11 protein-coding genes are annotated in these 11,960 nt (G+C 32.8%); 7 read left to right on the top strand and 4 right to left on the bottom strand.

From position 1 onward, the window contains the following. Positions 1 to 366: 366 nt before the first annotated feature. Positions 367 to 990, bottom strand: coding sequence for a trimeric intracellular cation channel family protein (locus K8344_RS03515; RefSeq protein WP_237606905.1), 624 nt, complete (start codon positions 988 to 990; stop codon positions 367 to 369). Continuing rightward, on the bottom strand, positions 987 to 1,712 hold the full coding sequence (locus tag K8344_RS03510; protein WP_237606904.1) for an RDD family protein: 726 nt from the start codon (positions 1,710 to 1,712) through the stop codon (positions 987 to 989). Before K8344_RS03510 ends, K8344_RS03515 begins: the two co-directional genes overlap by 4 nt. Before the next feature lie 38 nt (positions 1,713 to 1,750). On the opposite strand from K8344_RS03510, the gene K8344_RS03505 reads away from it, so the two are divergent. The 7 genes from K8344_RS03505 to K8344_RS03475 all read left to right on the top strand — a co-directional run bounded on the left by K8344_RS03505 (position 1,751) and on the right by K8344_RS03475 (position 8,995). Further along, entirely contained in the window at positions 1,751 to 2,725 is a 975-nt protein-coding gene (locus tag K8344_RS03505; RefSeq protein ID WP_237606903.1) for a stage II sporulation protein M, read from the top strand. Beyond that, a complete protein-coding gene (locus K8344_RS03500) occupies positions 2,700 to 3,617 on the top strand; it encodes a hypothetical protein (RefSeq protein WP_237606902.1) in 918 nt (305 codons plus the stop codon). The genes K8344_RS03505 and K8344_RS03500 overlap by 26 nt, the downstream gene beginning before the upstream one ends. Then, the gene (locus K8344_RS03495) at positions 3,610 to 4,335 is read left to right on the top strand and encodes a hypothetical protein (RefSeq protein WP_237606901.1); all 726 of its coding nucleotides are present in this window, start codon (positions 3,610 to 3,612) and stop codon (positions 4,333 to 4,335) included. Before K8344_RS03500 ends, K8344_RS03495 begins: the two co-directional genes overlap by 8 nt. Next, positions 4,325 to 5,512: a DUF4350 domain-containing protein gene (locus tag K8344_RS03490; RefSeq protein ID WP_237606900.1), complete on the top strand. Its 1,188-nt coding sequence runs from the start codon at positions 4,325 to 4,327 to the stop codon at positions 5,510 to 5,512. The genes K8344_RS03495 and K8344_RS03490 overlap by 11 nt, the downstream gene beginning before the upstream one ends. Before the next feature lie 4 nt (positions 5,513 to 5,516). Continuing rightward, positions 5,517 to 6,509, top strand: a complete 993-nt coding sequence (locus K8344_RS03485; protein WP_237606899.1) for an AAA family ATPase — start codon at positions 5,517 to 5,519, stop codon at positions 6,507 to 6,509. A gap of 95 nt (positions 6,510 to 6,604) precedes the next feature. After that, complete coding sequence (locus tag K8344_RS03480; RefSeq protein ID WP_237606898.1) at positions 6,605 to 7,939, top strand: DUF58 domain-containing protein; 1,335 nt, start codon at positions 6,605 to 6,607, stop codon at positions 7,937 to 7,939. A gap of 117 nt (positions 7,940 to 8,056) precedes the next feature. Further along, positions 8,057 to 8,995 (top strand): hydrogen peroxide-inducible genes activator, encoded by a 939-nt coding sequence (locus K8344_RS03475; RefSeq protein ID WP_237606897.1) that lies wholly within the window; start codon positions 8,057 to 8,059, stop codon positions 8,993 to 8,995. A 71-nt stretch (positions 8,996 to 9,066) separates the two neighbouring features. On the opposite strand, the gene K8344_RS03470 is transcribed toward K8344_RS03475, so the two are convergent. Both K8344_RS03470 and K8344_RS03465 read right to left on the bottom strand, forming a co-directional pair. Next, the gene (locus K8344_RS03470; RefSeq protein ID WP_237606896.1) at positions 9,067 to 10,122 is read right to left on the bottom strand and encodes a DUF5074 domain-containing protein; all 1,056 of its coding nucleotides are present in this window, start codon (positions 10,120 to 10,122) and stop codon (positions 9,067 to 9,069) included. A 4-nt stretch (positions 10,123 to 10,126) separates the two neighbouring features. Then, a complete protein-coding gene (locus tag K8344_RS03465; protein WP_237606895.1) occupies positions 10,127 to 11,959 on the bottom strand; it encodes a TonB-dependent receptor in 1,833 nt (610 codons plus the stop codon). Between the last annotated feature and the right edge of the window lies 1 nt (position 11,960).

Raw genomic sequence — 11,960 nt, 5'->3', positions numbered from 1 at the left:
ACGGGTTCTTTTTAATAATTAATAATCATTAGCCCAAGTTCATTAAAAAAACAAAGGAAATCAGTTTAAATCCCGAAGGGATTACATATTTATAACAATAGGTTTCAAAAAAAAACACTCGACCCCAACGGGGTCAAATACCATTTCTAATATTTTTCTATAAACATTCCAACCACAAGGATTCTTAATCAGAAATTTTAATTGGCACTAAATCCAAGTTTTGAAGAAAAATAACGTCAAGTATTGAACTCGTTTATTAAATTAAAAATGGAGTTTATACAAATTTCGAATGAAATATACAATTATAAAAATCGAATAAGCCTTACCTAACGGAGTCAAATACCTATAATTTAATTTATTCTAACGTTATTGCTGCTCCAACTCTTCCTTTGTATAGATGCTGGGTAATGAAAGTCTAAAGTATACTGCCAACAAACGAACTATAAATACGATCGACCCTGATATTATTACAATAAAGTCTAATGGAATTACTGTTTTCAACAATATAAAATATACAACTCCTCCTATAATACAGGCAGTTGCGTAAATTTCTTTTCTAAAAATAATTGGGATTTCATTACATAGAATATCTCGCAATACTCCACCAAAACACGCTGTCATTGTTCCTAAGGAAATACATATAATTGGAGAAAAACCTGCCGCTATACCTTTTTCTACACCTACAATTGTATAAAGTGCTATCCCAATCGTATCGAATAAGAACAAAGATCTTCGAACATAACCTAGTCTTTTTCTGAAAATTACCGAAAAAACCGTAGCTCCAAAAATAACATACACATAGGTTAAATCTACCATCCAAGCAATTGGAGCGCCAATTAAAACGTCTCGCAATGTCCCCCCACCTACGGCTGCAACGAAAGCAATTATTAAAATCCCAAATGCATCTAGCCTTTTATGAAGTGCTGTAAGCACCCCAGAAATTGCAAAGGCCAATGTTCCTATTATATCTAAAACTAATATTAAACTCACATGTTTTGTGTAAAGTGGTTATAATCTTTTAGTACTGTATCAATATACTGTTTATCGTATAAATCTGATGATGTCCCTAATACGCTTTCAACTTTATTTCGAAGTAATTTCAAGGTATTAAAATCATTAGATTTTAATGCGATATTATAGGTTTCTTTTATTAATCTCACATCCTTATCTGTAAGATCAGTAACGTTCAAGAACATTGGCTGATGGTTATCTTCAATTTCTTCTAAAATTGTATGACTAATATTTACTTTATTTTTTGTACTTATTACGACGGTGCCCGCTGCATGATCTCCTACCCTTTGTCGCTTGTCTGAAAAAATTATAGATAACAAACCAATTGAACCTAAAAATATCCATAAATCCACCAATCTGAGCATCCATAGAATCAGGTAATCACTCCAATGAGCAGGACTACCATCAACCTTTACAACCTTAATTTTCATTGCCATCTTCCCTACTGTTCTTCCATCAAAAAGAATATGCATATACAAAGAGTAAAACATTACTGGTAAAAGCAATAGTTGTTGTAGGCCAAATACAGTCCATTGATCACTGAATGCCATATGCATTGCCTCAGTAATTAATTCTACAATATAGAAATACACAAAAAACAGAAAGATATCTATCAAAAAGGCTAGAATCCTCTCCCCTACACTTACAATCTTGTAGTCTAGATTTACGTTTTGAGAAGTATTTATTTCTAGGTTTGCCATTTAAAAGCAAGTGGTTATATTTATCAAAAAATTAAAAGATGCGCGAGGCAGCATTCGTCAAGCAAAATAAGGCAAAATGGATTGCATTTGAAAAAGCAATTACACTTAATTCAAAAATAAATCCAGATCAGCTTGCCGACGACTATATTCAGCTTACAAACGACCTTGCTTATGCGCAGACATATTACCCTGATAGCAAAACACTTCAGTACTTAAATTCATTAGCTTCACAAGCGCATCAAAAGATTTATAAAAATAAAAAAGAATCCAAAAATCGGCTGGTAAGTTTTTGGAAGGACGAGTTTCCTTTATTCTTTTACCAGCACCACCGAATGCTATTTTATTCGTTTTTACTTTTTGCAGTAGCAACGGCTATTGGAGTGATTTCAGCAGTAAACGACGATTCATTTGTTCGACTAATCCTCGGGGATTCCTATGTAAACGAAACAATAAATAATATTGAAAAAGGCGATCCTACTGCTATTTACAAAAGCGGAAGCGAGATAGGCACGTTTTTAGGAATAACCATCAATAATATTCGAGTTGCGTTTTTGGCTTATGCATTCGGAGTTATCACCTCGGTGGGAACTGCGTATGTGCTGTTTAGCAATGGAGTAATGCTAGGAGCTTTTTTTACTTTTTTCTATAACCGAGATTTACTCTTTGAAGCGTCAAAAAACATTTGGCTCCACGGAACTATTGAAATTTCAGTAATCGTAATTGCTGGATGCGCAGGAATGGTAATGGGAAATAGCATACTTTTCCCAAAAACGTATTCTAGGAAAGTTTCATTTTTAAAAGGTGCAAAAGACGGACTTAAAATCGTAGTTAGCACAATACCTTTTTTTATTATAGCTGGATTTATTGAAGGTTTTATTACACGTTATAGCAATATGCCTGTATGGTTAGCTTTGACTATTATTTTCTTGTCTTTAATTCTAATTATTTACTATTACATTATATATCCAATTATCCTACATAAAACAAATGCTAAAAAACTATATACCACTTAAACAACAACGAGATGTAGGTGAAATTATAACTACATATTTCGATTTTTTTAAACAGAACTTTAAACCCTTCTTAAACATATTTATTAGTTACAATGGAATATTTATTCTTGGTTTTTTAGGTGTGAGCTACTTGATGGTTACGGGCTTTGCAGGAAGTATTTCCGCTAATACAACTGGGGCTAACTCTTCAATTTATAACATCTATATAGCGCTAGGAGCTTTGGGTTTTATTTTTCTATTTCTACTCACAGCAATTTTAAACTACAGTTTAGCCGCAGTTTATATTATTCAATATGAAGGAAATAAAGGAAAAGAAGTTGTAAAAAGAAAAGTTTGGGAGGTAGTAAAGGATAACCTCGGGAAAATTATACTCTTCATTATATTAATGATGTTGATGTATATAGTTCTAGTAGTGGTAGGTTTAATTATTTCTTTTATCCCTTTATTGGGTACCCTCGCATATTATCTTATGATTTTAGGATTCACCAGCTGGAGTGGACTATCTTTTATGGCGTTAATTAACGACAATCGAGAGGTCACTGATGCCTTTGGTGAGGGTTGGAAATTATTAAAACTGTATTTCTGGAAATGTGTATTATCAAACTTAATAATTAGTATTCTGCTTAGTTTACTAATGATGGTTGTACTTATTATTCCAGGTGTTTTAATTAGCCTTTACGCATTTCATTCGCTAGATTCAGGTGTAGATTTAGCAAATTCGGCTGTAGCTAATATTGTTTGGACAATCGCCTTATCTATTTTACTTATATTATATACACTTAATCAATCTATGCTTCAATTTATAAACGGTATTTTATATTATTCGCTTCACGAAGAAACCTACAATGAAGCAACTCGCGAACGTATAGATCAAATTGGAGCAAGTGAATAGATTTATCTTCATATCATTTCTTTTACTGAATTCATTTGCCGCAACTGCATATGTAAAAGATTCTCTATCGGTAATTGTCGAAAATGAAAATGTTGTCCGTAAGCAATTTTCTGAAGGCTTATCCGAAAAATATTCAGGCAGAGATTTTGATTATGATAAAATTGAAGGAGAAGCAGAAAATTATTTAGGCCGTGCAATTAATTGGTTTTTCAAAACTTTAGGCGAAATTTTTGGGTTCGAACTTTCACCTGAAATGTTCGAGCTAATAAAGAATTTCATTTATGGATTACTAATATTTTTTGCTATTTATATTATTGTTAAATTACTTGTTGGCAATAACGCTTCTTCATTATTCAGTAGAGAAAAGGAAGTAATAGCACCCTTAAACATTAAAGAGCAGCATATAGAGAACGTCGATCTTGATAGCTATATTAAAAGTGCTCTCCAAGAAGAAAATTACCGATTGGCAATCCGATATATGTACTTAAAATCTTTAAAACTGCTTTCGCAAAATAATTTTATCGATTGGCACTATGAAAAAACTAACAGCGACTATTACCGAGAGATTGAAAATCAAAACCTAAAGGAAGATTTTAAAAAAGCATCCTACCTATACGACAATATTTGGTATGGAGAGTTTGCACTTAACAAAACAGGATTTTTAAGTGCCCAAAGAGATTTTGAACGTTTAAATCAAAACTTAAATAATGCTAGATAAACGTTCTAAAAGGGTACTATGGATATTCGGGCTAACATTATTGTTAATCCTAGTTACAGAGATTGTAAGGCCGAAACCTATCGATTGGAGGCCGAGTTACACCTCAATAGATAAAATCCCCTTTGGCAGTTTTGTGTTTTTTGAAGAAGCTTCTTCACTATTTAAAGATTCAGAAATAGAAAATATTGACAAAGATCCTTACTTGTTTTTAGTCGATAGTACTTACAACCAAAACTCAGCATATATATTTATAAATGAAGAGCTGAACTTTGATAAAAGACAAACTCAAATATTATTAAAATACGTTGAAAAAGGTAATACAGTTTTTATTTCTTCACGTAGTTATGGGAATATTTTACAAGATACTTTAAAAATTAATTTACATACAAGCTACAGCGTTTTAGAAGAAGAGGTTACTCCTACATTCTTTTCACCTTCTTTAAAAGAAAAGCAATTACCAAAATTTAAAAAGGGAATATTCAAAACTTCTTTTACAGCAATAGACACCCTAAAAACCAAAGCTTTAGGGTACTATGATTCAAATAAAGATAAATTAGACGACTTAAACTTTATAAAAGTAAAATATGGCAACGGTGCGTTTTTACTCCATACTTTGCCTGAAGCTTTCACCAACTATTACCTCCTTAAAAAAAACGAGCAATACGCTGCAAATTTGATATCGTATATTGAAGCAGACCATATATATTTAGATGAATATTTAAAGTCGGGTCGAAAAGTTGTTACTTCACCTATGCGATTTGTGTTAAATCAAGAACCCCTTACTTGGGCGTACTACGTTGTGATTGGCGGGTTAATAATTTTCGTGCTCTTTAAAGGTAAACGTGAACAACGCATTGTAGAAGTAATAGAACCACTAGAAAACACTTCAGTAGAATTCACCAAAACTATTGCCGATTTATATTTTCAGCATAAAGATTACAGCGATATAATTGCTAAAAAAATAAAGTACTTTTCTGAAACACTTAGAGCAAAATACTTTTTGAATACGACTGACATTACAGAAGACTTAATCAAGAAATTAGCTTTAAAAAGTGGAAACACTCTAGAAGACACTCAAAAATTGATGCATCTTATTAAAATTTTAAAAGAAAAAACTGTTCATAGCGAGGCCGACTTGCTTGCCCTGAACAAAAAAATAGAAGAATTTAGATTGTAAAATTATGGAAGATACACAGGAAAATCCGTTAGAGTTTAACTCGCGAATTGATTTGAAAAACCTACAGGAAGCCACCGAAAGAATAAAAACCGAGCTGGGAAAAGTTATAGTTGGACAACACGATATGTTGGAAATGCTAATAATTTCGATACTTAGCAACGGTCATTCATTAATTGAAGGTGTGCCAGGAGTCGCAAAAACTCTAACTGCCAAACTCTTAGCCAAAACAATGTCGGTAGACTTTAGTAGAATTCAGTTTACACCAGATTTAATGCCTAGTGATATTTTAGGGACATCAATATTCAATGTAAAAACCAACGAATTTGAATTTAAGAAGGGTCCCGTTTTTTCCAATATTATTTTAATTGACGAAATAAACCGTGCACCTGCAAAAACTCAAGCCGCCCTTTTTGAAGTAATGGAAGAACGTCAAGTTACTATGGACGGAATAAAGTATGAAATGAAACCTCCTTTTTTGGTCTTCGCTACTCAAAACCCGGTAGAGCAAGAAGGAACATACGCACTACCTGAAGCGCAATTAGACCGTTTTCTCTTTAAAATAAATGTACCTTACCCTAGTCTAGAAGAAGAAATTCGAATTTTAGAAAACGAACACAATCGTATGGATAGGTTGGTTTTAGAAAATATTTCACCCATACTCAATGCACAAGAAATCGCCGAGTATCAAGACACAATTAAGCAAATAATTATCGAGAGTAATTTACTGAAATATATTGCCGCTATCGTTGATAATACGCGTTCTAACTCAAACTTATACCTAGGGGCATCTCCACGAGCTTCTCTAGCAATTATGAATGCTTCCAAGGCACTTGCAGCTATTAACGGGCGTGATTTTGTTACTCCAGACGACATAAAGAAAATCGCTCCATCGGTACTTCGACATAGAATTATGCTTACCCCAGAGCGCGAAATGGAAGGAATTACAGCAGACAAAGTGGTACAACAGATTATAGAGACTATTGAAATCCCTAGATAGTCTTAAAAACTATTTTGCTGAGTCTTACCAACACATAATGCCTGTTGAAAGAAAAATGAAAATAATAAGATAGAAACCCCGATTAAATTTATAAATTGAAAAAATTCCTTAAAAGCTTATACTTAAAACGGCGATTTTTTATCGTGTTGTTCTCACTTTCAGTTTTGTTTGTGGGGGCGTATTTCTTTCCGGAATTGTTTGGTGTAATTAGGCTGTTTTTCTATTTGTTTATTCTAGCAGTCGCTTTTGATATTTTCTTACTCTATCGAAATAGAATCGGAATTCAAGCTACTCGAGTTTTACCTGAAAAACTTTCCAATGGCGACGAAAACCCGATTGAAATAAAGGTTATTAATCGATATCAATTTAAAGTTTCACTTAAAATTATTGATGAATTACCCGTACAATGGCAGATTCGTGACTTTAAAATTGAAGCGATATTAAATCCTTCAGATGAGAAAATTTTCACCTATCAAGTTAGACCTACAGAGCGTGGCGAGTATCACTTTGGAAACTTGAATGTATTTACTTCATCGGTATTAGGGCTAGTTGTACGAAAGCAGCAGTTTTCGGCAGAAGGTATGGTTCCTAACTACCCGTCGTTTCTTCAGCTTAAAAAATATGATTTTATAGCTTTTTCCAATAAGTTAAAGTTGTTTGGCCTTAAAAAGATTAGGAGAATTGGACACACTATGGAATTTGAACAAATTAAAGACTATAGTATTGGAGACGACATAAGAAACATTAATTGGAAGGCTACTGCCAAGCGCAATAACCTAATGGTTAATCAATTTCAAGATGAAAAATCGCAGCCAGTTTATTCTGTAATTGATAAGGGAAGGGTAATGAAAATGCCTTTTAATAATTTAAGTTTATTAGATTACGCTATAAATTCGACCCTTGTAATTTCTAACATTGTATTAAAGAAGCACGACAAAGCCGGAATGTTCACTTTTTCAAGAAAAGTAAGCGATAGAGTTATAGCCCAACGTAGAAATGCGCAAATGCATTTAATTTTGGAAACACTTTACAATATAGAAACAGATTTTTCAGAAAGCGATTTTTCTCGTTTATATGTAGATGTAAAGCGAAACATTAAGCAGCGAAGTCTTTTATTACTCTACACAAACTTTGAAACCATGGATGCGCTTCATCGGCAGTTACCGTATTTACAGGCCATAAACAAAACACATTTGTTAGTAGTTATTTTCTTCGAAAACACTGAATTAAAATCATTTTTAAATAAAGAAGCGAAAACCACGCATCAAGTTTTTGAAAAGACAATTGCCGAAAAATTTATTTTTGAAAAGAAACTTATTGTAAATGAGCTTCTCAAATACGGAATTCAATCAATTTTAACTTCACCTGAAAACCTAACGGTAAATACTATCAACAAATACTTAGAGATTAAAGCCCGAGGAATGATCTGATTATTAATTTCTATTTTGAATATTTATTCACTTCATTATAACTAAGCCTGCTTTTATCTCAAGGTGGAAATAGAAATATTTGATAATAGATATATATTTGTATAAATAAAGTTTACGATGACAATTACTCAATTAAAATATGTCTTGGCTGTAGCAGAGAGCCAAAATTTTACAAAGGCCGCCGAAAAAACCTTTGTTACTCAGCCTACGCTTAGTATGCAGATCCAAAAATTGGAGGAGGAACTTGAAATTCAAATTTTTGATCGTACAAAAAAGCCGATTGAGCTTACCACTGTAGGTCAAAGAATAGTAGAACAAGCCCGAAATATCGTTAATGAATCTGAGCGCATGCAGGATGTTGTAGATCAGGAAAAGGGTTTTATTGGTGGTTCTTACAAGCTTGGTATTATTCCTACTGTTATGCCAACCTTGTTGCCAATGTTTTTAAAAACATTTTCAACTCGTTATCCTAAGGTTCAATTAAAAATCGAGGAGTTAAATACAGATGAAATAATCACTAAAATTAATGATGGATATTTGGATGCGGCTATTGCTGCAACTCCTTTAAAACAGGAAAGAATCAAAGAACGCCCTATTTATTACGAGCCGTTTGTAGCCTACATCCCAGAAAATCACCGATTAGCACCTAAGGATACTATAGAAGCGAAAGATTTAGACATTGAAGATGTATTGTTATTAGAAGATGGTCATTGTTTCAGAGATGGTATTATTAACCTGTGTAAAGCTTCCAAAAATGGTAGCTTCGAAAAATTCCAACTTGAAAGTGGTAGTTTTGAAACGCTTGTAAAACTTGCTGACGAAGGTTTAGGAATGACCCTTGTACCCTATCTTCACACATTAGACGTTTCCCCTAATCAAACCAAAAATTTAAAATACTTTAAAGAACCATCTCCTGCTCGTGAGGTAAGTTTAATTTACAGTAAAAGTGAACTTAAAATGCAAATCACTAATGTTCTATACGACGTTATTTCAGGTATAATTCGTGGTGCGATAGCATTTCAAGATGTTAAGATAATTAGTCCTTTAAAGAAATAATATCAAACACTTTTAAACTAAAAAGTCCATTTGAAACTAATCAAATGGACTTTTTGGCTATATAAAAACAATTAATTGTTGAAATAAATTCCGCCAGGAACTATTCCTGTTTGAAAATCTTGTATTTGTTGATTTGTAGAAAGGTCATAAATATATAAAGAACCTTTACTAGCAAAATCACCCGCGTCTGAAGCGTAAAGCTTACCATCATTGGCTTGTAGTGCATAAAAGTATCCTTCAATAATTTCTGTTCCTGGTAATGTTATTGATGAAGTATTTACTTTGTAAACTTTGCCATCTAAGCTGTATAATAAGTTATCACCATCAATTGTTAAGTTACTTGGGTGTTGTATAGTTTCAAAAGCAAAAGTTTCTGAAACCTGACCCGATGACAGGTCTATTTTCACTAACGAACCTGCAGTTTCAGTTCCCGCATAACTAGGCATTCCTCCACAAAGTACATAAAGATTATTGTCTTTAACTACCATCGAATTTGGAACATCACCTACAGTAATAGTACTCTCTACAGATGTTCCAGAAATTACAGAAATTAAATTATTTTGTCCATAACCTCCTTGGTGAGCTACATATACTTTATTGTTATGAGAAATCATTTTTTCTGGTCCAAATCCTACTGAAATATTTGCAGAAATTTCGTTAGTTCTCAAGTCAACAACAGCTACATAATCATCAGAGTTGTCGTTTGGATCCCCCCAATTTGTAACGTACCCCTTATTCCCGTCCATACTTTCAAAAAATCTTGGATTAACAAGTCCTGTTGTAATAGAGTCTATAGCTTCAAAACTATAACGGTTGGCTACCATAATTTTATTCGAATTATTTACTACTATGTAAGCGTTTTCGTTATTAAAACCCATAGACTGTACAATATTTCCAAGTTCTGTACCATTTACAGTTCTGTAAATATTTTGAGAAACAGTTGCATAGTCATTAGATATATAAGTTATTGATCCGCTTCCGTTCATAAACGGACCTTCATTAGTAACTAGAACCCCATTCTCATATGCAGCAGGTTCGTAAACTGGCTGATTGTCATCATCACTGCTACAAGCGACAAAAAATAATGTTGATAAAGCAATTAAGAGTGATCTTTTTATTGTTTTCATTTAGTTATATATTAAAGTTTAAAAATATTTCGACACTTCGTGAAGGCATTGGTCTATACGCTACATTTTCATAATATTTGTTGAAAACATTTTTTACTCGACCGCCTAGTTTTATATTCGGATTGACAGGAAATGTGTAATCTACACCCAGATTCAATAAAGAATAAGCATCTACAACATCACTGTTATCGGTAGTTGTGTAAGCTTCCCCATTAAACAATCCTTGTAGATAAATTGAAAGCTTCTTATAGCTATATGATATCGATCCAGTTGCTTTGTGAAAAGGTACATAAATTAGTTGTTTCTCTTTTTTTAAATCTTCAGCCTTAGTATAGGAATAGTTGGCATTTAAATTTAAAATCTGTGATTTGCCTATATCCACAGTATAATCAAAAGTAACTTCAGCTCCAAAATTTCTAGTTTCACTTATATTTTCAGGTTCCCAAATACCTCCGTTTTTAGGAACCCATTTAATCAAATCTTCAGAGGTAATATAGTAAACAGCAACATCAGTCTTTAAATTTCCAGTGGAAAACTGTTGTCCAAACGCTACCTGATACGAGGTTTCTGGTTTTAAATCAATATTTCCACCAGCATACCAATAAAGGTCGTTAAAGGTTGGGATTCTGTAGTTTTTAGAACCATTAATTCGAAGTGAATAAAAGTCGGAAACCTTCAATTTTGCATCTGCTGAATACAGAATGGGGTTGTCATAATCATTTAGAAACTCTTTTCTAATGTTTACTCCATAATTAAAATCATCCGAAACTTTATGATTTAGCAATAAAACTGCAGCCAAAGTTCTACGAGAATTATCGCCAACATTATCACCATTTCCATTTATCAAAGTGTATTCAGCTTTTCCGTTTAAACGAATTTTATTTTTAAATAAAACCTCTGTTTGCAATCCACCAATAAAGCTGTTTGCTTGTCCTTGGTCGTAATTTGATTTTTCACTATCTGGAATATACCTAAACTGTTCGTACAGGTGTGCGAAACTAGCTTTTGTTTTAAATATTCCTATTTGTTTTTGTAACTGCCATAAGTTTCTCGTAGCAATATCTTTATAAGCATCCTTTCCAATGGTATTTAAACTACCTGAAAAATTTCTATCGCTATATACGTACTTCGAATTCCAAGTAACAACACCATTTCTTATACGTCGAGCTTCATTTACTTTGGCAGAAAAACGTAAAAACTGTCCATGTTTATTTATTTTACCCTTTCCTACATAATCATAATCATTTTCTGAACGTAAAAAATCTACACCTACATTTAGATAATGATTATCCCAAGTTTGTGTGGTATTTGCATTTGCAGCTATCGTAGAAAAGCTTCCGTAGCGCATTCCTACATTGGTTTTATTTGTTTTTTTAAAAGTATAAGTATTGTTTAGATGAATACTACCACCTACTGCTCCACTTCCATATTGAACTCCACCACCACCACTTCGGATTGATATATTATCGTAGTTTAAAGGAGAAATCACATTAAAATCAGTTTGACCTGTAAAAATTGAATTTATATTAATTCCATTCCAAATTACAGCTGTTTGTGATGCATTCGTGCCTCTAAAGGAAGGAGATGAAACCATCCCAAATCCATTTTCTTTAAAATAGATTAAAGAATTATAGGTTAGAGTTTCAGTTAACGACGTAGCGTTTCGTTCAACAATTGAATCATTTACCTTCTCTACCTTGAATCCTTTAGAAAAGTGTACAAGTTTTGAGTCGGTAAGCAATACTTCAGGTAACTGCTGAATAGAATCTAATTGTGCCACAACTGAAGTTGAGCACAAAAAAATAGCCAAAATAAAATGGTAATGTAAATTTTTCATA

Source organism: Aequorivita xiaoshiensis, from assembly GCF_022008395.1.
Taxonomy (GTDB): domain Bacteria; phylum Bacteroidota; class Bacteroidia; order Flavobacteriales; family Flavobacteriaceae; genus Aequorivita; species Aequorivita xiaoshiensis.
This window is presented reverse-complemented; position numbering and strand designations above follow the sequence as displayed.

Excerpts from the sequence above, each read along its gene's own strand:
- K8344_RS03510 (WP_237606904.1), bottom strand. The coding sequence starts at position 1,712 with ATGGCAAACCTAGAAATAAATACTTCTCAAAACGTAAATCTAGACTAC.
- K8344_RS03505 (WP_237606903.1), top strand. The coding sequence starts at position 1,751 with ATGCGCGAGGCAGCATTCGTCAAGCAAAATAAGGCAAAATGGATTGCA.
- K8344_RS03500 (WP_237606902.1), top strand. The coding sequence starts at position 2,700 with ATGCTAAAAAACTATATACCACTTAAACAACAACGAGATGTAGGTGAA.
- K8344_RS03490 (WP_237606900.1), top strand. The coding sequence starts at position 4,325 with ATGCTAGATAAACGTTCTAAAAGGGTACTATGGATATTCGGGCTAACA.
- K8344_RS03485 (WP_237606899.1), top strand. The coding sequence starts at position 5,517 with ATGGAAGATACACAGGAAAATCCGTTAGAGTTTAACTCGCGAATTGAT.
- K8344_RS03475 (WP_237606897.1), top strand. The coding sequence starts at position 8,057 with ATGACAATTACTCAATTAAAATATGTCTTGGCTGTAGCAGAGAGCCAA.
- K8344_RS03470 (WP_237606896.1), bottom strand. The coding sequence starts at position 10,122 with ATGAAAACAATAAAAAGATCACTCTTAATTGCTTTATCAACATTATTT.
- K8344_RS03465 (WP_237606895.1), bottom strand. The coding sequence starts at position 11,959 with ATGAAAAATTTACATTACCATTTTATTTTGGCTATTTTTTTGTGCTCA.